The organism is Mycoavidus sp. B2-EB (genome assembly GCF_014218255.1).
Classification (GTDB): domain Bacteria; phylum Pseudomonadota; class Gammaproteobacteria; order Burkholderiales; family Burkholderiaceae; genus Mycoavidus.
Window position 1 is genome coordinate 1,502,215 of record NZ_AP021872.1, and the last position, 19,249, is coordinate 1,521,463.

General features: G+C 49.5%; 18 protein-coding genes. 11 read left to right on the forward strand and 7 right to left on the reverse strand.

The window, feature by feature from the left end:
• Positions 1-66: 66 nt before the first annotated feature.
• Both gmhB and MPB2EB_RS06640 read left to right on the forward strand, forming a co-directional pair.
• On the forward strand, positions 67-624 hold the full coding sequence (gene gmhB / locus MPB2EB_RS06635) for a D-glycero-beta-D-manno-heptose 1,7-bisphosphate 7-phosphatase (RefSeq protein WP_185181554.1): 558 nt from the start codon (positions 67-69) through the stop codon (positions 622-624).
• 6 nt (positions 625-630) lie between these two features.
• Entirely contained in the window at positions 631-1,386 is a 756-nt protein-coding gene (locus tag MPB2EB_RS06640) for a 1-acyl-sn-glycerol-3-phosphate acyltransferase (RefSeq protein WP_185181555.1), read from the forward strand.
• A 22-nt stretch (positions 1,387-1,408) separates the two neighbouring features.
• Here MPB2EB_RS06640 and rsmA read toward each other — a convergent pair whose 3' ends face one another.
• From rsmA to MPB2EB_RS06660, 4 genes are all read right to left on the reverse strand, one after another.
• Positions 1,409-2,248 (reverse strand): 16S rRNA (adenine(1518)-N(6)/adenine(1519)-N(6))-dimethyltransferase RsmA, encoded by an 840-nt coding sequence (gene rsmA, locus MPB2EB_RS06645; protein ID WP_185181556.1) that lies wholly within the window; start codon positions 2,246-2,248, stop codon positions 1,409-1,411.
• Positions 2,248-3,357 carry a 4-hydroxythreonine-4-phosphate dehydrogenase PdxA gene (pdxA, locus tag MPB2EB_RS06650; RefSeq protein WP_185181557.1) on the reverse strand — a complete coding sequence of 370 codons (1,110 nt, stop codon included), beginning with the start codon at positions 3,355-3,357 and terminating at the stop codon, positions 2,248-2,250. Before pdxA ends, rsmA begins: the two co-directional genes overlap by 1 nt.
• Positions 3,358-3,385: 28 nt before the next feature.
• The gene (locus MPB2EB_RS06655; protein WP_185181558.1) at positions 3,386-4,012 is read right to left on the reverse strand and encodes a SurA N-terminal domain-containing protein; all 627 of its coding nucleotides are present in this window, start codon (positions 4,010-4,012) and stop codon (positions 3,386-3,388) included.
• A gap of 77 nt (positions 4,013-4,089) precedes the next feature.
• Complete coding sequence (locus MPB2EB_RS06660; RefSeq protein WP_232534427.1) at positions 4,090-6,411, reverse strand: LPS-assembly protein LptD; 2,322 nt, start codon at positions 6,409-6,411, stop codon at positions 4,090-4,092.
• Between the two features lie 129 nt (positions 6,412-6,540).
• Here MPB2EB_RS06660 and MPB2EB_RS06665 point away from each other — a divergent pair, with 129 nt between their 5' ends.
• Entirely contained in the window at positions 6,541-7,566 is a 1,026-nt protein-coding gene (locus tag MPB2EB_RS06665) for an aminoglycoside phosphotransferase family protein (protein WP_185181559.1), read from the forward strand.
• Positions 7,567-7,577: 11 nt separating this feature from the next.
• Here the strand turns inward: MPB2EB_RS06665 and MPB2EB_RS06670 are convergent, their stop codons facing one another.
• Complete coding sequence (locus tag MPB2EB_RS06670; RefSeq protein ID WP_185181560.1) at positions 7,578-7,739, reverse strand: hypothetical protein; 162 nt, start codon at positions 7,737-7,739, stop codon at positions 7,578-7,580.
• 148 nt (positions 7,740-7,887) lie between these two features.
• Between MPB2EB_RS06670 and murU the strand changes: the two genes are divergently transcribed.
• Together murU and MPB2EB_RS06680 are read left to right on the forward strand one after the other, a co-directional pair.
• Positions 7,888-8,586, forward strand: coding sequence for an N-acetylmuramate alpha-1-phosphate uridylyltransferase MurU (gene murU / locus MPB2EB_RS06675; protein ID WP_185181561.1), 699 nt, complete (start codon positions 7,888-7,890; stop codon positions 8,584-8,586).
• A gap of 49 nt (positions 8,587-8,635) precedes the next feature.
• The gene (locus tag MPB2EB_RS06680) at positions 8,636-9,847 is read left to right on the forward strand and encodes a UbiH/UbiF/VisC/COQ6 family ubiquinone biosynthesis hydroxylase (protein WP_185181562.1); all 1,212 of its coding nucleotides are present in this window, start codon (positions 8,636-8,638) and stop codon (positions 9,845-9,847) included.
• 70 nt (positions 9,848-9,917) lie between these two features.
• Here MPB2EB_RS06680 and MPB2EB_RS06685 read toward each other — a convergent pair whose 3' ends face one another.
• A complete protein-coding gene (locus tag MPB2EB_RS06685; RefSeq protein ID WP_185181563.1) occupies positions 9,918-11,576 on the reverse strand; it encodes a hypothetical protein in 1,659 nt (552 codons plus the stop codon).
• An 847-nt stretch (positions 11,577-12,423) separates the two neighbouring features.
• Between MPB2EB_RS06685 and MPB2EB_RS06690 the strand changes: the two genes are divergently transcribed.
• From MPB2EB_RS06690 to ruvB, 5 genes are all read left to right on the forward strand, one after another.
• Entirely contained in the window at positions 12,424-12,657 is a 234-nt protein-coding gene (locus tag MPB2EB_RS06690) for a Fis family transcriptional regulator (protein ID WP_185181564.1), read from the forward strand.
• Positions 12,658-12,708: 51 nt separating this feature from the next.
• Positions 12,709-14,292 (forward strand): bifunctional phosphoribosylaminoimidazolecarboxamide formyltransferase/IMP cyclohydrolase, encoded by a 1,584-nt coding sequence (purH, locus tag MPB2EB_RS06695; protein WP_185181565.1) that lies wholly within the window; start codon positions 12,709-12,711, stop codon positions 14,290-14,292.
• A gap of 73 nt (positions 14,293-14,365) precedes the next feature.
• On the forward strand, positions 14,366-14,908 hold the full coding sequence (gene ruvC / locus MPB2EB_RS06700) for a crossover junction endodeoxyribonuclease RuvC (RefSeq protein ID WP_185182691.1): 543 nt from the start codon (positions 14,366-14,368) through the stop codon (positions 14,906-14,908).
• A 107-nt stretch (positions 14,909-15,015) separates the two neighbouring features.
• Positions 15,016-15,594: a Holliday junction branch migration protein RuvA gene (ruvA, locus tag MPB2EB_RS06705; RefSeq protein WP_185181566.1), complete on the forward strand. Its 579-nt coding sequence runs from the start codon at positions 15,016-15,018 to the stop codon at positions 15,592-15,594.
• 37 nt (positions 15,595-15,631) lie between these two features.
• Positions 15,632-16,696, forward strand: a complete 1,065-nt coding sequence (gene ruvB, locus MPB2EB_RS06710) for a Holliday junction branch migration DNA helicase RuvB (RefSeq protein WP_185181567.1) — start codon at positions 15,632-15,634, stop codon at positions 16,694-16,696.
• Positions 16,697-16,758: 62 nt separating this feature from the next.
• On the opposite strand, the gene tyrS is transcribed toward ruvB, so the two are convergent.
• The gene (gene tyrS / locus MPB2EB_RS06715; RefSeq protein WP_185181568.1) at positions 16,759-18,009 is read right to left on the reverse strand and encodes a tyrosine--tRNA ligase; all 1,251 of its coding nucleotides are present in this window, start codon (positions 18,007-18,009) and stop codon (positions 16,759-16,761) included.
• 86 nt (positions 18,010-18,095) lie between these two features.
• Between tyrS and MPB2EB_RS06720 the strand changes: the two genes are divergently transcribed.
• Positions 18,096-19,214 carry an anhydro-N-acetylmuramic acid kinase gene (locus MPB2EB_RS06720; RefSeq protein ID WP_370576593.1) on the forward strand — a complete coding sequence of 373 codons (1,119 nt, stop codon included), beginning with the start codon at positions 18,096-18,098 and terminating at the stop codon, positions 19,212-19,214.
• The last annotated feature ends 35 nt before the right edge of the window (positions 19,215-19,249 follow it).

Sequence of the window (19,249 nt, forward strand, 5' to 3'; positions counted from 1 at the left end):
TTCTAGGGCTAAGCCACCTAGCGCGGCCCAACTACGCCACATAATGAAAAATGACTCTGTTTAACCATGAGCACAGCTAAAAAACTCGTTATCCTCGATCGCGACGGTGTGATTAATCATGATGCCGATGAATTTATCAAATCACCAGACGAATGGCACCCGATTACGGGTAGTCTTGAGGCCATTGCACGGCTTAATCAAGCCGGCTATCGAGTCGTCGTCGCGACCAATCAATCAGGCGTTGGACGCGGTTTGTTTGATATGGCGACATTAAATGCGATTCACCTTAAAATGCATCAAGCCGCGGCTGCATTTGGCGCGCGCATCGATGCCGTATTTTTTTGCGCCCATACCGCCCATGACAATTGCAATTGCCGCAAGCCCAAACCCGGTATGCTGCAAATGATTGTCGACCGCTTTAACATTGAACCCGCCGTTACGCCTGTAGTGGGTGATGCGCAACGCGATCTAGCAGCAGGAGCGGCGCTCGGTTTTCCCGTGCACCTGGTCTTAAGCGGCAAGGGCCGCGCAACTTATGAGGCGGGTGCGCTACCCAACGGCACTAAAGTCCACCAAGATTTATGGGCTTTCGCGCTTGATTTTCTAGCCAATACTACCGGTTAAATGACTATGTGGCCCGCTCAACCGTTCGGCATTTTGCTTCGCTCATTACTGTTCTCGCTCTATTTGGTGATTTTCACTATTCCATACGCGCTGGCGTGCTTTTTAGTTTTCCCTTTGATGAATGCCCAGCGCCGTTACGCAATGATAGCGGCTTGGTGCCGCGTGACCTTATGGATGCTACGCTTTTTGAACGGCATCACCTACCATTTAGAAGGCTTTAATAACCTGCCTAACGGCCCTGCCGTATTATTATCAAAGCACCAATCTGCCTGGGAAACGCTCGCCTTTCCCGCTCTTTTGCCACGTCCGCTATGCTTTGTTTTTAAGCGAGAGCTCGTGTTTATACCCTTTTTTGGCTGGACCCTAGGCATGTTGAAGATGGTGCAAATTGACCGCCGCAAAGGCCATAGCGCATTTGCCTCGATGCTACGCCAAGGACGTGCGCGGCTGGCCGAAGGCGCATGGGTCATTATGTTTCCAGAAGGCACCCGTACCCCCGTTGGCACCCGAGGTCAATACAAAGTAGGCGGCGCGCATTTTGCAGTGAGCGCTGGCGTTCCGGTCATTCCAATTGCGCACAATGCCGGATATGTATGGCCTCGCAATTCTTTCATAAAATATCCAGGCGTCGTCACCGTCTCAATTGGCAAACCGATCCCAACCATAGGCCGCACGCCAGCCGAAGTCAACGCAGAAGTTGAAACTTGGATTGAAACCGAGATGCAACGCCTCGCGGCCATAAATCAGCGCCTTCTCGTTTAAAACAGCATCTATCCGCCAAAGTTCAATCAGCGGATAAGTGCTGCGCAAGCGCCACATATTCAGACACGGCAACCTCTTCTGCACGACGCGCAAGATCAAAACCCACTGCCTCAAAATCAATCCGCGCACGATAAGCCGCCAATGCATTTCGCAACATCTTGCGCCGCTGCGAGAAAGCCGCCGCCACCAGCTCTGAAAAACTGACCCAATCTACTGTGGGCAAAGCATGCAACGGGCGCGGCACCATTCTAATGACGGCGGAATCCACTTTAGGAGCTGGTGCAAACGCAGTAGGCGGAACATCAATCAGCTTATCCAGTTCATAACGGTACTGCAACATGACCGATAGACGCCCATACGCTTTACTTCCTGGGCTGGCCACTAAACGCTCAACCAGTTCGCTTTGCAACATAAAATGCTGATCCGCAACCCAGTCCGCGCAACTTAATAAATGAAACAGCAATGGGGTTGAGATGTTATAAGGCAAATTACCCACAATACGCAGCCGGGCCGGCGCAACCGTCTGCGCCATTGCGAAGGCTCGAAAATCAAACGTCAAAGCATCTGCCGAATGCAAGATAAGCCTAGCGCCAAAACGTTTTTGCAAGCGCACAATAAGGTCGCGATCCAGCTCAATTGCGTGCAATACGCCGGTTTGACCTAGGCGAGCCAGCAAGGGCGCTGTCAAAGCGCCTAAACCAGGGCCAATCTCGATTAAACATTGATCTGACTGCGGCGCGATGGCTGCCGCAATCCCTTCGATAATGCCCGTGTCTACCAGGAAATTCTGCCCAAAGCGTTTACGAGCAATATGCCCTTGATACCGCTGATTATTCTCTGCGCTAACGCTGTTCTTCTGCATCAGACTAAAACTCTCAAGTTGGACTCCGGGAAACGGCGATAACGCGCCATTGTAATTGCAGCGTTAATTGCTTCTAACAAACTCGCCGGATCAGCCTGACCGGTACCGGCCAAATCCAATGCAGTGCCATGGTCGACTGAAGTACGTATAATTGGCAAACCAAGCGTCACATTAATGCCCGTGCCAAAAGTTGCATATTTCAGCACCGGTAGCCCTTGATCATGATACATCGCAAGCACGCAATCTGCCTGATCCAAATAGCGTGGCTGGAACAATGTGTCTGCCGGATAAGGACCACGCGCACCAATCCCTAAGCCCTGCACATACTCTAGTGCCGGGCTAATAACCTCAATTTCCTCATGCCCCAGGTGACCCTGTTCACCCGCATGTGGATTCAATCCTGTCACTAAAATGCGAGGTTCCTGGAGGCCAAAGTCACGACGCAAATGAGCATCTATAATGCGTAGCGTACCAATCAGTTTGTCTATCGTCAGCGCTGCGGCCACCTCTTTGAGCGGCAGATGAGTCGTCGCCAACGCCACGCGAAAAGCCTGACCCGGCCGACATGAACTTCGAGAGGGGGAAGAACTAGGCGGGGACACTGACATAGTGGGCGCAACCGATTGCGCTCGCGTAGTATGCTGGCCCGCCAGCATCATAACGACCTGCGCAGTCCCCGTGCGCGTAGCCAAATATTCCGTATGGCCAGTAAATCGAATGCCGGCCTCATTGATCACACTTTTTTGTAGCGGAGCTGTCACAATCGCATCAAAAGACTTGGCCAATGCCCCTGCGATAGCGACATCAAGCAACGCAAGTACATAGCGACTATTCGCTGCGTTGAGCCGGCCTGCTGTGACCGGCGCGCTCAGTGCTTCATGGCGCACCCCTATCCGCCCGGTCGCCAACAGCGCTCGCCAGTTAACCCCGACCACCTTGGCGCGCATTTCCAGTAATGCACTATCGCCGAGCACAGTAAAATGTACATCAGGCCAGAGAGGAGACTCAACTAACAGCGCATGTGCTAAAGCCAACAGGGTGAGTTCCGGGCCAACTCCGGCTGGCTCGCCCGTGGTAATCGCAATTTCAAGCGCAACGTCTGTATGCATAAGTTAAGCCCAAACCAAGCGCATCCAATTACAACGCTGCGCTATCCGTTTTATATAGAATAAAACTGCTGTCTCGCAACTCTCGCAGCCAGTCCGCATAGGCTTGTTCAGCTTTGTGCATGCCAAGCGTTTGCCGCACGTCTTCTGGCTGGGGAAGAGATTTTTCAGCGCTCTCAGCAGCCTGATGATTGGCCAGATAATTCGCCACTTCCGCATCAGAGACAGTAATTTTTTGATCCACCTCTTTTTGACGTAAACGACTGAGAATCAGCTCGTTCTTTACGTCAGTGACAAAGATGGGCCAGGCTATGCCCCGCTCCTTTAACCAATCACGATATTTTTCAAGCGACAATCGATTGGCCTGTGCGATTTGCTCAAGCGTACGATCAATCGTTTCCTCATTAACCGTAATTCCCTCCTGTTTTGCCGTTTGCAATTGCAGGCGCTCTAGTACCATCTGCTCGAGTACCTGGAGCTTTAAATGTGCAGCAGGCGGCAGAGGAGCCTTCGTCTGCTGTAGGCGGCGTGTCACGAGCTCCAAACGGGCCTCTAACTCGCGTTGGGTAATGACTTCATGGTTCACAACCACCTGTACCCGATCCACCTCCTGAACCGCAGAAGACAAAGGTTTTTGCGGTTTCGCCATAGTAGGCATAGAAAATACCAACAAAACTGTCAAAAACGCTACAAAAGATGGTCTAACCCAATCAAAAATTCGCATAAACAATTCACTTACTCATAATTTGAAAAACGCGATGGCGGTGGCGGTGGCGGTGGCAGTCCAACATATCCCGGCACACTCGTGCGCAATTGCTCAATTAACCCATTGTCAATTCTCGACAACCCTTTAAACTCGAGCTGCGCCAGCACGCGTGTGCCAGTCGCATTCGCGCCACTTAGCTCAATCCCATTAGCAAAGCGCTGGATCGCCAAGCCAAACGCCCAACAATCCGCATCATACTGAAAACCGAGTAGGCTATCGACTAAACGGTGGCTATCGAGGCCATAATTAAGTCGCCCTACTCCATATAAACGCCGGCTTAATGGCCACTGCGCAGAAATCACGGCTTGTTTAATCGGCTGATAATTAAGCGTTGGATTGGCACGCGTATAACGATACGCCAAATTAAACACTTTACGATCAGCAGGGCTCCAGCCAAAACCAAGATTGGAACGGATCAATTCATTATTATCCGCATTAAATTGCACAGCGGTTTCCGAGCTGAAACCCGCCCCTAACCTAAACGCCGCGCCTAATAATAAATCGGAATGATTGGCCATCCGATTCGGCTGATTGGGCAGTAGAGTGACTCGCTGTTGCTGAAAATAATACTGCTGCGCCGCCACTAAACGTCCACGCTCGTCTCCCGTTACTGAATCACTAAAACGTGTCGTTATACCTGCCGTCAAGCGATTGGTGTCAGCAATCCGATCATTCCCTACAAAGGAGTTTTCAGTATAAATTTCAGCCAAACCAAAATCAGCCTCCGCCGTATCGAAGAGCGGCATGAAATTTTGCTCTCGATAAGGTGTATACACATAATATAACCGTGGCTCAAGGGTCTGAATATACTCTTTTCCGAAAAAGCGCACCGAACGCTCAAAAATCAGCCCGCTATCTAAGCTCAAAGTTGGAATTGCCGTATTAAGATGGCGCGGTTGGGAAGCGCTGGCCATTGAAGCAATCGCACTCAAATCATATGCAGCCAAATGATATTGCAGTTTTGGCACAATAAAATAAGCTGTGCTAAGTAACGGATAACTTAGATAGGGACTCAAAAAAACCCGATCACCTTCCGTTAAATCTGCCGTCGTGATTTTGAAACGCGAATAATTCGCTTGCGCGCCAAAGTCGAAGCCATATGCGTCATAACGCTCATATTTAACATTTAATTCGGGTTCTCGCCCATACGGTGCAAATGATGGCGGCAAGGTCTGCCAACGCTGCACGCGCGCCAGCGCGGACCAAGGCCCGCGGTTATACGTCAAACCCGCTTCTTGTTGATAGAGCAACTGCATGCCGTTCATAAACATATTACCGGCCGTTAAATCCTCCGGATAAGTATAATCCGATACACGATTATAGTTGACATAAGCCCCTAAGCTATTGCCCAGCTCCTGCGCGTGTTGCACACGAATTGCATAACGTCTGCTCTGCATGACTTCATCATGAGGCAAATATTCAACGTTGATCGAGCCTGAGTAAGTGGGAGACAAATAACGGTAATCCGCGCCAAGTTGCATGCCACGGCGCGACATATAACGTGGATAAAGCGTCAAATCACGGTTGGGGGCAATATTAAAATAATACGGTAGCGTAGCATCAACTCCCGCCGTCGAGCCCAACGCAACCACTGGCGGCAACAAACCAGAAACCCGTTGATTAGCCAATGGGAATGACAAATAAGGACTCGCAAAAAGCGGTACCTGCTGAAAGAACAATACACCATTACGCGCCACGCCTAAGTTATTCGCCTTATCAAGTTCAACGTGGCTCGCCTTGATATTCCAAGCCGGCTGCAAACATGGACACCCTGTATAGGAGCCCCGCGTAATGACTATGCGCTCTGGATCCAGCACATCAATCCGTTGCGCGTTACCTGAACCACCAGCAGTAAAGCGATAGCTAGGCGAAAGCATATAGCCCTCATTTTCCTTAATCTTTAAATGCGCTTCAGGTCCGCTAAAAGTATTACCCTTATTGATAATACGCACATTACCGTAAGCATCCGCTTGATCCGTAGCCGCATCATAATGCAACCGATCACCTTTGATCACCGTAGTTGAAGTGCGCACCTCAGCCGAGCCCGAAACAGTTACCTCTTGCTCGCCCTGCGCTTCGACTTGATCGCCCAACACAAATCTTGCCGCGCCCTGACCCGGATGCTCTTCAAGCCGCGGCGCTAGCGTCAGCCCCGAAACGGGCGCGCCCGCGCTGATCACCAGCTCGCGTGGCTGGCTAAAAGCGGTAAGCGGCGCACTCGCTGGCAACGCCAGCAAAGCAATCAACAAAGATGAGAGACGCGGATGAGTAGATTGAGGCAAAGTTAACAAAGAAATTAAAAACCGTTACTGCTGCGTCAGATGTCTAAAAATTGATTTCAAACAGGTCTTAGCCGAACAGAACGCAAAAAATAATCGGGTATTATATAAGCAAGATAGATCTCTTTTCGTTATATTTTGATGACATACCCTTCCCCGGTTGATACTCGCCTAACGTTACTTTCAGATTGGCTAGCAACTTTACCTAAGCATTATCAATTAGATTTAGCTTCACTTGAACCCGCTAGCGCAGACGCAGGAGCACGCCGTTATTTCCGACTTGCTAGCGCCGGATTACAAAGTTCAACTCTACTTGCGGTAGATGCCCCGCCCCCTCAAAAATGCGTTGAATTCGCCGCAATTGCATTACTCTTAGCCCAAGCAGGTATCCATAGCCCCCAAGTCTATGAAAGCGATTTCACCCATGGTTTTATGCTCATCACTGACCTTGGTCGCACCACCTACCTTAACCTTATTTTAAGCGCATCAGATCCTCTAGAAACGTGCCCCTTGTTCGACGCTGCGCTCAATGCGCTGATCCGCTGGCAATGCGCAACGCGCGCAGAGGTTCTACCGATTTACGATGAAGCTTTTGTGCGTCGAGAACTTGAGTTATTTCCCACCTGGTATCTTGAGCGCCACTTGGGCATCACGGTGGATCAGACCCTGCGCGCAACGCTCGACTCCATCTTTACCCTATTGGTTGAAAACGCGCACGCGCAACCCCAGGTCTTTATGCATCGAGACTATATGCCACGCAATCTCATGGCATCTCCTCCCAATCCAGGAGTCATTGATTTTCAAGATGCGGTGCTAGGCCCGATTACCTATGATGTCGTCTCTTTATTCCGCGATGCCTTTATTAGTTGGGATGAATCATTTGAGTTAGATTGCATTGCCAAATATTGGGAGCGAGCAAAAAAAGCCGGCTTACCGGTGCGCACCGACTTTGCACAATTTTACCGTGAGCTGGAATGGATGGGCTTGCAACGACATTTAAAAATCTTAGGACTTTTCGCACGACTTTATTATTTAGATGGCAAAGAAAGCTATTTAGCTGACACACCAAGGTTTATCGTTTATGTGCGTAATGTCGCGCAACGCTATCGTGAATTAGCACCATTGTTGCCGATCTTAGACAAAATCGAGGATGCAAAGATTAAATAATCAATAGCCTTTTATATCTGAGTTTTCCAAATTCCTAGCTCTGCGAGGCCCAGCGCATGGGTGATGTTATATCGCGCCACGGCCTGCGCGGCTGTCGCGTTAGGGCCGATCATGTTGCGCGCGAGCTGATAAGCCAACAAGTTTAAAAATACGCGGAGTTTTTCTTGAGTCATAGGTCCATCCGCCGCTTATTGTTCAAGCCACGCGCCAACCTTACAATATGGGCTTCATGAATAAAATAATTCTCGACTCCAAAGCGGACTCGTAGCTTTAATATTACGGAATTCGCCACGCTTCGAGCACAATGCTATTTTTTCTACGATGATTTCTTCTCAAACCGCTATGATTTTCGCTGCTGGACGTGGCGAACGTATGAGCCCGCTCTCCGATTTTTGCCCCAAGCCCCTACTCACTGCGCGAGGCAAGCCACTTATCGTATGGCAAATTGAGCGCTTAGCACGAGCCGGGTTCACGACCATCATCATCAACCATCATTGGTTGGGAGAGCACATTGAGGCAGCACTCGGCGATGGCTCTTGCTGGGGCGTGCAGATTCGCTATTCCGCTGAAGTTGAGCCACTAGAAACAGCCGGCGCGATTGCCCAGGCCCTCCCTTTACTCGAGGCACAACAAAAGCCCTGCACCTTCGTTGCCGTGAGCGCCGATATTTTTACCGATTATGACTATTGCGCGCTGCATCAACCCATGCAACGGATGCAAAATTTGTCTGAACCCCATATGCATCTAGTGATGGTCCCGAATCCTGAATATCATCCGAACGGCGATTTTGCCCTTGAAAAGGGCCGGCTATCGCTTCACGATGCTGCGCGTTTGACCTTCGGCAATATCGGCGTGTACGATACTCGGATGTTTTATGACCTCAAGCCTGGCACGCGCTGCGCACTCACCCCGTACTATTTAGCTGCGATTAAAGCACAGTGTGCAAGCGGTGAACTGTATCAGGGCAATTGGGCCAATGTGGGGACGCCCGCACAACTCCAACTGCTCAACACCCAATGACAAAAACCCTGCCAGCGGTTTATTCTGAGAACACGCGCTAAAACAAACCATGTCCCGCTCGCTCAGTCCCCCTTTTGATTTCGATCTCACCATTATTGGCGCCGGGCCAGTTGGCCTTGCCCTAGCGGGCTGGCTGATGCGCCGCAGCGCAACGCGCACAATGTCGATTGCGCTGATTGATGCCAAACAACCCTCCTCATCGCAGCACGATCCGCGTGCCTTTGCGCTCTCGCAGGGCAGTCGCAGCCTACTTGCACCACTAGGCTGGCCAGCGACAGCGGTACCGATTAAACAAGTACATATCTCGCAATGTGGACATTTTGGACGTACGTTGATCGACTGCCGTGAACATCATTTACCAGCACTAGGCTATGTTGTCCGTTACGGCGCGTTGCTCTCTGCGCTCGAAAATGCACTGCCGCTCCACACACTACAACGCGTTACCCAAACCAAGGCCGGCGTACCTATGCAAGATGCATATGGCGTCACACTGCCGCTTGAAACCGCCAACGGGGCACGCACGCTACGCACTCAGCTTTTAATCCATGCCGAAGGCGGCCAATATCACGCTCAATCTTCTGCTGCACTCAACACCCCATCCAGCAATACTCGCGCTTATCAGCAAGTCGCGTTGGTCGGCGTCATCAGCGTCGATACACCACAGTCTTATATCGCGTGGGAACGTTTTACTGACGAAGGCCCACTGGCACTGCTTCCTTTAGGGGGCGAGCGCAACGCAAGCTATGCGCTAGTTTGGTGTGGCCACCCCGACAATACGCAACGTCGGCTGCACGCCAACCAAACCGACTTTTTAACCGAACTAGGCACGCTATTTGGCTCACGTCTCGGACGGTTTACCGAAATCAACGGGCGGGCGGCCTTTGCACTGAACTTGAGCACGGCTGCAACGCTTACCGAGCATCGCACCGCGGTAATTGGCAATGCAGCTCAAACCTTGCATCCAGTAGCCGGGCAAGGGTTAAATCTAGGCTTACGTGACGCGTATACATTAGTCGAGGCTTTGTCCGAAGCAGGCCCGACACCCGCAGCTCTAGTCCAATTTGCACAGCGCCGACGCGCTGATCGGCAATTAACCATCACCGCTACCGATTTATTGGCACGCATTTTTACGAGCAGCTTTGCACCGCTATTTAGCCCATTACTTGCGCCCAGCTATGGACTTGCTTTGACTGCACTGGATTGCTTTGCACCGCTCAAACGTAGATTGGCACAACATATGATGTTTGGCCAGCGGAGCTAATTGAATCAGGAACTACCTATCAAATCTATCGTTCGCTCTCTATTTGAAAATATTTCTCGCTTAAGCCCCGTTATTTAGCCATCGTTGTAGCCGACAATTCATTTTTCATGATCGCGTCTAACACGTCAACAATAGGCTGCCGCTCTGCTGGGGAAAGTAGCAAAAGACTCTCGTCCAACAGCGCATGTGCCTCAGGCTGTGCTTGCTTATCCATTTTGATGTTTTCGACTAAAGACATTAATATAGAAGCGCGAGAGATGCTAGATAAACGCGGCAGTTGTCTTTCCAGCGTTTTAACAATCGCCAAAGTTGCACCGAGCGGCTCCCAACATTCAGATTTACTGATTAACTCAATTAATACCGATTGCAATGATTCATCAGGAACTCTATCTAAAAAATCCAATTCCTTAAAATTATTAAGAAAAATATCTAACGGGAGCCCACCCGCACTCGACCTGGGCATTTCCTGCAGTAACTTTAATAACACATCTTTAAATAAAACCGAATCAGTTAAACCTGCCAGCCATATGCAACTTATATTATAATAAAACTGCTCTCTTACGGCATCAATTCCACTCACACCACTTAAATCTCCGATGGTGCCAATTAATAATTTAGCGCGCTCATTTTCAGGAAGATTATCTATAAATTCTATTATAACCTCCACTATTCTCCCTCTCGCCCACCTGGGATCCAAGGGATTAACTTGCATATTTATTTCAGAATTATTTAGATCCGGCCTTATTAACCGGTCTAGCTTAGGAAAAACTTTTTTCACTAAGCCATTCAATAAAACAGGGAAATCTTCTTGAGGCATCCTTGGTAACTGCTGTTCTAGTAATTTGAAACCATAGACAGCATGCTTATTTGGCAAGATATCTTTCCAATCAGCATCAAGACATCTTTCGGTAACATCTAGTAATACAGAGCTGAGCTCTTTATCAGGAATAAAATCCGCATAGGCCAATAGTCTCGAGCCTATTTCACTCTCTAAAGCCAACTCCGCTGATAAAACCGATGCATCTCTTGACAAAAGTGAACCTTTAAACTCAAGAATAGTTGAAATCAGGAGCTTCAATACCGCGCTACTCGGGTCCTTATCGAGGCATCTTTCGGCCGCTTCTAACACGACAGCATGGACGACTTGCTTAGGAATTAAGTTGACCAAAGCCAGTAACTTGGAGCTCCCACTTTCTTCCTGGGCTAATCCCGCTTCATTTCCTTCCGTTTCGATTTTCCAACCACACAGGGTCAGTACTCCATTCCACAAATCAGGATCAGGTGGCATACGGCCCAGATTTCTCATAAGCTTTTGTTCTATCCACTCTTTAGTTTTCGGCTCTATCTCAGCAAAACGTGAGCATGTATCGACATTCTCTAGCATTTGCTTATATTCAGAAAATCCTTTTAACGATGGCGTTAATCGAATATATTGTTCAACTAACTCTTTATTCTTATTCTTACTTTGCTGAGCTATGTTGTCTGAGGGCAGCTTAAGTGCAAACTGCCTAAGGTCTTTTCTCTGCTCCAATATGCCCAGCTGTAATGATGATGGAAGCCGTTGCAAAAAATGAGATGCACTCTTCTTATTTTTTTCGCTGTCAGGAGCGGGAATATCTTCACTCAATGCAGATGCACAGATTTCTCTTGTCTCATCATCCATCCGTTCCGAGATTTCATTGAGAATTTCCCTGGGAAACTTAAACGATAAATTAAATAAATTACTCACAATTTAATTTCCCAAAATATTAATTACCATAAAAAACCAATCCTTCACATCAACTAACGGAGCAGCTCATGAAAAATTACAAAGCCTCTTAATCAACATGTGACAATAGTAATTAAATAGCAGCCTTAATGCAAAATGAAAGGAGATATATAGCATATAAGATATGTGCTACATACCAAATCCATTAGAAGAAAAAATGTCATAAAAAACGAATAGAAAATAATGAATAGCACAATACAATGAATTAAATACACCAGCCACCACTTAACCAAAATTTAATTTTAATATTAAATGCAATTTAATTACCGTTAAGAATTCAAATTCTCACATATTAGACACCTGCATCTCAATACGAGCCAACTTATTAAAATGATTGCCGCACAAGTTTAAAAATGGCGTTAAGCTTTCTTTCTAAATAGCAGAGCGCAAAACAGAAAGGCTAAAATTATTGTAAATATTTTTAGGGCCGTTTTTTGCTTAGAGTTGATGGCTGGGTGTGCCAATAAACGTTGAATAAGAGTTTCTGGTTGGGCTCGTTTAAGCGGCGCAGGGGCCAGCAGACCACTTCACACTCACCGCCCCCCCTGCTTTACTATCAATATATTTTCTTCATAGAAGATTTCAAGCGCAGGAGTGCAAAATAGCCTGCAGGTTAAGTTAGAATGTACTCCTTTTTTCTCCGCGCTCCCTCCCTCTGCTGTAAGTTTGAATATATGATGCCGAATCCTGTTTCATTGATGTCGTTCTACCCGCTCTGCGCCAATCACACGCGTCCTTTTAATCACTTTCAGAGTCGTTGCACTGCATCTCTTATCACGTTACTTCCTCAAACTCAGTGGCGAATTGTATGAGCAAAGGTGAAATCGAACAATGCGTACACAAAAGTCTAGATAGCTACTTTGCAGATCTGGACGGCTCAGACCCGCATGACCTCTATAAAATGGTTATCACATGCGTCGAAAAACCCCTGTTTGAGTATATTATTGCTCGGACCGGCGGAAAACAGCTGCTAGCGGCCAAATACCTTGGCATGAACCGTAATACTTTGCGTAAGAAGCTACAACAACACGATTTGCTGTAGCAATTCAGCCGCCCCTGTTTTGGCGGCTAGTTTTTCTATTTCTAATAAATAATGATCAAACAAGCACTCCTTTCTGTTTCGGATAAATCTGGCATTATTGAACTTGCGCGCGCGCTTTCTTCACTTGGCATAGCCATTCTGTCAACCGGCGGTACCGCTAAACATCTAACTGAAGCAGGCATAGCTGTTACTGAAGTTGCCCATTACACGGGCTTTCCCGAAATGCTGGATGGGCGCGTCAAAACTTTGCATCCCAAAATACATGGCGGCTTACTCGCGCGGCGCGACCTTTCGGCCCATATGGCGTCATTACAAGAGCACGAGATTGCAACCATTGATCTACTGGTCGTGAATCTTTATCCATTCGCCCAAACCATTGCGCGTGACGATTGCACACTCGCCGAGGCAATTGAAAATATCGACATCGGCGGTCCGGCGATGTTGCGCTCGGCCGCTAAAAATCATCGTAATGTCACCGTCATCGTTGATCCGGCTGATTACAGCACCGTGCTTGACGAAATACGCGCGCAAGACACGCCTACGGTGAGTTACGCCACGAATTTTCGGCTTGCGGCCAAAGCCTTTGCGCATACCGCTCAATACGATGGAGCCATTACAAATTATTTAAGCAGCTTGGGCGACGATTTGACGCATGCTACACGCAACGCATACCCAGCCGTGCTCAATTTAGCCTTTGAGAAAGTGCAAGATCTACGCTATGGCGAAAATCCACATCAGCGGGCTGCGTTTTACCGAGACCTTACTCCTCCTAACTGTACGCTCGCAAATTATCGTCAACGACAAGGCAAAGAACTTTCTTATAATAATCTCGCCGATGCCGATGCCGCCTGGGAATGCGTTAGAAGTTTCAACGCCAACCCTACCGAGGCCCATGCCTGTGTGATTGTTAAACATGCAAACCCGTGCGGCGCAGCACTTGCAGACAGCGCTGCGGCCGCTTACACCAAAGCCTTCCAAACTGACCCAGCCTCAGCTTTTGGCGGCATCATCGCATTTAATAGCGAAGTCAATGCCGTCACTGCGCAAGCTGTGCTGCAACAATTTGTTGAAGTGCTGATTGCACCTGCCTTTAGCGCTGACGCGAAAGAATTGCTGAGCGCCAAACAAAACCTGCGAGTGCTTGAGATTCCACTTGGACAGACACTCAATATTTTTGATTTGAAGCGCATCGGTGGCGGTCTATTAGTGCAATCGCCAGATGCAAAAAACATTCAATTGCATGAACTACGCGTAGTCACCAAGCGACATCCAACGCCCAAAGAAATGGAGGATGCGTTATTCGCCTGGCAGGTCGCTAAGTTTGTTAAATCGAATACTATCGTGTTTTGTGCGCAGCATATGACACTTGGCATTGGCGCAGGTCAAATGAGCCGCATTGATGCCGCTCGCATTGCTCGTATTAAAGCAGAAAACGCTGGCTTAAACCTAGCCGGTTGCGCGGCCGCTTCGGATGCATTTTTTCCGTTTCGAGATGGGCTGGATGTGATCGTTGCTGCTGGCGCAACTTGCGTTATTCAACCCGGCGGCTCGGTACGCGATGATGAGGTCATCGCCGCAGCAGATGAGCATAACATCGCTATGGTATTGACCGGCACACGTCACTTTCGGCATTGACTGAGGCAAGCGCGGGTCAGGCTGATTTTGACGCACCTTCTTTTTACGCAAAGCATGCAATTGAATGGGTAGCATAAAAATCATCGGCATTGACCCCGGCTTGCGGGTTACGGGTTTTGGCGTGATCGAACAAAACGGTCAGCGCTTAAATTATATCGCCAGCGGCGTTATCAAAACCCCCAATGCCGATCTGCCGCAACGGCTCGGCACAATTTTTAAAGGCATTGCCACGCTACTGGGTGAGCATGCGCCGATGCAAGCCGCCATTGAAAAAGTCTTTGTCAATGTGAATCCGCAATCTACACTATTGCTCGGCCAGGCGCGTGGCGCAGCAATTTGCGCCCTGGTGGCAGAGGGCATGCCGGTTTATGAATATACCGCGCTCCAGCTCAAACAGGCCGTTGTGGGCCATGGACGCGCCAGCAAAGAGCAAGTCCAGCAAATGGTTGCAAGACTCTTGCAGTTAAATAACTTGCCGGGCCCAGATGCGGCTGATGCGCTTGGCGTTGCGATTTGCCATGCGCATAGTAGCGGCGCGCTGAGTACGCTGGGCGGACTTGCGCCTGCGCTCACCCAAAAGGGGTACCGTCTACGCCGCGGTCGGCTTGTCGGTTGAGAAAATCATTGTTTTTAGCCGGTTCGTCACAGGAATTGATCAGACTCCGCTAACGGTTTGCCCCGAATGCGCTACACTTACTGTTTAAATCCGCTTTTATTGTTCTCATGATTGGTCGCATCGTTGGCATTTTACTGGAAAAAAATCCACCGCATCTACTGATCGATTGCCATGGCATTGGCTATGAAATCGCTGTGCCGATGAGCACTTTTTACACGTTACCCGCAGCGGGCGAGTCAGTGGTACTGCTCACACAATTGTTAGTGCGCGAAGACGCGCATTTACTCTATGGTTTTGCGACTGCGCCAGAGCGCTCGACTTTTCGTGAATTGCTTAAAATCAACGGTATCGGCGCGCGTATGGCGCTTGCCGTACTCTCCGGCATGAGCGTAAACGATTTAGCGCAAGCCGTGACCGCGCAAAATACAGCTCTGCTCACCCGCATACCGGGCATTGGCAAAAAAACCGCCGAGCGACTGTTGCTTGAATTAAAAGGCAAACTGGGCATTGAGCTAGGCGCTGTAGCCGGCAATGCGCTCAACGCAAACACGGCCGATATTCTTAACGCCTTGCTTGCACTCGGCTATTCGGAAAAAGAAGCGCTGTTGGCAATTAAGAGCGTACCCGCTGGCAGCAGCGTGTCGGACGGCATTAAACTTGCCTTGAAAGCGCTCTCAAAAACATAGTTTAGATCCGCCTTAACCGTTTACCACCCGCTCAATCATGATCGAAACCGACGCTCTTTCAGGCCCCCGCCTAGTCGCTACAACCTCTACCTCGCCTCATGAAGAGGTCTTTGAACGAGCACTCAGGCCACGCCAACTCAATGACTATATAGGTCAGCAAAAAGTGCGCGCGCAACTGGAAATTTTTGTGCAAGCCGCCAGAAAACGCGCTGAAGCGCTCGATCATGTGTTGCTCTTTGGGCCACCAGGGCTCGGCAAAACTACGCTCGCCCATATCATCGCGCGCGAAATGGGCGTCAATTTGCGGCAGACCTCAGGGCCAGTGCTTGAACGCGCAGGCGATTTAGCCGCTTTGCTCACCAATCTCGAAGCCAACGATGTGCTTTTTATCGATGAAATTCACCGACTCTCTCCAGTCGTCGAAGAAATTTTGTATCCCGCACTCGAAGATTATCAAATTGATATTATGATCGGCGAGGGCCCTGCGGCGCGCAGCTTGAAACTAGATTTACAGCCTTTCACGTTGATTGGCGCAACGACGCGCGCGGGTATGTTGACGAATCCACTACGCGATCGCTTTGGCATTGTTGCGCGGCTTGAATTCTATGATGCAGCAGAGCTGGCGCAAATTGTCCGCCGCTCAGCGCAATTGCTTGAGGTGACCATCGCGGACGATGGCGCTTTTGAAATCGCGCGGCGCGCGCGCGGCACGCCACGTATCGCAAACCGTCTCTTGCGCCGCGTGCGCGATTATGCCCAGGTCAAAGCGGACGGCGAGATTACGGTGGCTATCGCGGATGCCGCTCTTTCCATGCTGGATGTCGATCCAGTGGGTTTTGATCTGATGGATCGCAAATTACTTGAAGCCATTTTACATAAATTCGATGGCGGGCCCGTCGGCGTAGACAATCTTGCCGCGGCAATCGGCGAAGAGCGCGATACAATCGAAGACGTACTTGAACCTTATTTAATCCAACAAGGCTTTCTACAGCGGACACCGCGTGGGCGAATTGCGACCTTACTGACCTACCGACATTTTGGGCTCGCGGCACCGGAGGGTGGACCCATTCGAGAACTCTGGGATACCCAAGAAATTGAGTAACTTTAACGCTTTTAGAAACGGCGCTAGGATATACAGTAAGGTCGTACTGCACAAGATAAAAATCAGGCTAACACCGTAACGCGTGCAAAGCGCCGCTTGCCGACCTGCACGATATAGATCCCAGCTTCTACTTTAAGCGCTTTATCAGACACCGCTGCACCATCAATCCGTACCCCACCTTGCTCAATATTGCGCATGGCTTCCGTCGTCGATGGCGCTAAGCCGGCTTGTTTTAACAAAGCGCCAATCGCCAGCGGCGCGCCATTTAGCGTAAGCGCCGGAATATCCTCTGGCACGCCGCCACGCGCACGGTGATTAAACTCTTCTAAGGCGCGCTCAGCAGCGGTGACAGAATGAAAACGAGTGACCATTTCTTGTGCGAGCAAAACTTTAAAGTCACGTGGATTGCGTCCGGCGCTAGCTTCACCTTGAAACCCTTCAATCTCAGCTAAACTGCGAGCTGACAACAGCTCATAATAGCGCCACATCAAATCATCTGAAATGCTCATCAACTTACCAAACATATCAGCGGGTTTTTCCTGAATGCCAATATAATTGCCTTTGGATTTGGACATTTTCTCAATGCCATCTAACCCTTCTAGTAGAGGCATCGTTAGAATACACTGAGGGACTTGCCCATATTGTTTTTGCAATTCACGCCCAACCAACAAATTAAACTTTTGGTCCGTGCCGCCGAGCTCGAGGTCAGCTTTTAAAGCCACTGAATCGTATCCTTGCATTAATGGATATAAGAGTTCGTGAATCGAAATCGGCGTATTACCCTGAAAACGTTGTGTAAAATCATCGCGCTCAAGCATCCGCGCAAGCGTATAACGTGAGGCAAGCTTAATCATGCCATCCGCGCCAAGCGCCATTGACCATTCGCTGTTATAGCGAATTTCAGTCCTAGCTCGGTCTAATACCAGCGAGGCTTGCTCAAAGTAAGTTTTTGCGTTGGCTTCGATTTGCTCACGTGTAAGCGGCGGGCGAGTCACATTGCGCCCAGACGGGTCGCCAATGAGTGAAGTAAAATCACCAATTAGAAAGATGACGGTATGCCCCAAGTCCTGCAATTGGCGCATTTTATTGAGCACCACCGTATGCCCTAAATGGATATCTGGCGCAGTCGGATCAAGTCCGAGTTTAATGCGCAAAGGTATGCCAGTGGCGGCGCTACGCGCAAGCTTTTGGATAAACTCTTCTTCGATCAAGAGTTCATCACAACCGCGTTGCGTAATCGCCAGTGCGGCTTTTACCTCATCAGTAATGGGTGCGGAAAGTACGGATTGGGTAGGAGAGTGCTGAGTCTTCACGCTAAATCAAATGGGTTAGTGAATGTTATTGAGAAACAAAATAGGCCGAATCGAGTATATTGACACAAATTCTTAAGGAGTGCATTTTGGCACAAAGTATTTATTTGGGCCTAATGTCTGGCACAAGTTTTGATGGCGTGGACGGGGTCGCCGTTCAGTTTGTACCCGACCAGCCACTACAGGTACTCGCTGCTTCAGCGCGGAACTTTGAACCGGCGTTACGTGAAGCGCTGTTTGCCCTGCAAACGCCTGGGCATAATGAGATCGAGCGAGAAGCGCAGATCGCCAATCAATTAGCCCATGACTATGCGCTAACGACCAACGAACTGCTCAAACAAGCTGCGCTTAAGCCTAGCCAGGTACAAGCGCTTGGCGTGCATGGACAGACTATCCGCCATCAGCCCACCTTAGGCTACACACGGCAAATTAATAATCCAGCACGGCTGGCAGAATTAACCTCCATCGACGTCGTGGCCGATTTCCGTAGCCGAGATATTGCCGCAGGTGGGCAAGGCGCACCCCTTGTTTGCGCTTTTCATGCAGTACAGTTTGGCGCGCCTAATGAAACCCGCGTGATTTGCAATATTGGTGGCATCAGTAATATCACCATTCTCACGGCAGAGGATACAACCGGTGGTTTTGACTGCGGCCCAGGTAATGCCCTGCTTGATTATTGGGCAAATTTGCATCTTGGTACACCCTACGACACAAATGGCCGTTTTGCGTTAAGCGGAAAGGTCCATCAGAATTTGTTAGACGCTTTGCTTGCCGGACACTACTTTGCTCTCCCTCCCCCCAAAAGTACGGGACGTGAACTGTTTAATCCCTCTTGGCTGAATATCCGCCTAGAAAAATTCGATACCTTGCCGCCTCAAGACGTACAAGCCACGCTCACCGCCTTGACCGCACATAGCATTGCGCGAGCCATCGCACAATTTGCCAGTCAATGCCAAGCGGTTTATGTCTGTGGCGGCGGCGCGCACAATCCCGTGTTGATGCAAATGCTAGGCACCGCCCTTAACAGCGCTGGTATGACGCACACCACCCTTTCTACCACGGATACGCTTGGCGTACCCGCGCAGCAGGTTGAGGCCTGCGCCTTTGCTTGGCTTGCCATGCGTTTTGTCACACGCGCCCCGGGCAACCTAGCCTCAGTGACTGGCGCAGCAGGGCCGCGGATATTGGGTGCACTCTACCCGCGCTAGGCTGCATATGTGAAACAATCTACGGTTTATTCCGC

Bases quoted from the DNA above. Each gene is read 5' to 3' on its own strand.
- murU (WP_185181561.1), top strand. From the start codon at position 7,888: ATGATTTCTTCTCAAACCGCTATGATTTTCGCTGCTGGACGTGGCGAA.
- rsmA (WP_185181556.1), bottom strand. From the start codon at position 2,248: ATGCAGAAGAACAGCGTTAGCGCAGAGAATAATCAGCGGTATCAAGGG.
- MPB2EB_RS06655 (WP_185181558.1), bottom strand. From the start codon at position 4,012: ATGCCTACTATGGCGAAACCGCAAAAACCTTTGTCTTCTGCGGTTCAG.
- MPB2EB_RS06690 (WP_185181564.1), top strand. From the start codon at position 12,424: ATGAGCAAAGGTGAAATCGAACAATGCGTACACAAAAGTCTAGATAGC.
- MPB2EB_RS06665 (WP_185181559.1), top strand. From the start codon at position 6,541: ATGACATACCCTTCCCCGGTTGATACTCGCCTAACGTTACTTTCAGAT.
- ruvB (WP_185181567.1), top strand. From the start codon at position 15,632: ATGATCGAAACCGACGCTCTTTCAGGCCCCCGCCTAGTCGCTACAACC.
- MPB2EB_RS06680 (WP_185181562.1), top strand. From the start codon at position 8,636: ATGTCCCGCTCGCTCAGTCCCCCTTTTGATTTCGATCTCACCATTATT.
- ruvA (WP_185181566.1), top strand. From the start codon at position 15,016: ATGATTGGTCGCATCGTTGGCATTTTACTGGAAAAAAATCCACCGCAT.
- MPB2EB_RS06640 (WP_185181555.1), top strand. From the start codon at position 631: ATGTGGCCCGCTCAACCGTTCGGCATTTTGCTTCGCTCATTACTGTTC.
- pdxA (WP_185181557.1), bottom strand. From the start codon at position 3,357: ATGCATACAGACGTTGCGCTTGAAATTGCGATTACCACGGGCGAGCCA.
- MPB2EB_RS06670 (WP_185181560.1), bottom strand. From the start codon at position 7,739: ATGACTCAAGAAAAACTCCGCGTATTTTTAAACTTGTTGGCTTATCAG.
- purH (WP_185181565.1), top strand. From the start codon at position 12,709: ATGATCAAACAAGCACTCCTTTCTGTTTCGGATAAATCTGGCATTATT.
- gmhB (WP_185181554.1), top strand. From the start codon at position 67: ATGAGCACAGCTAAAAAACTCGTTATCCTCGATCGCGACGGTGTGATT.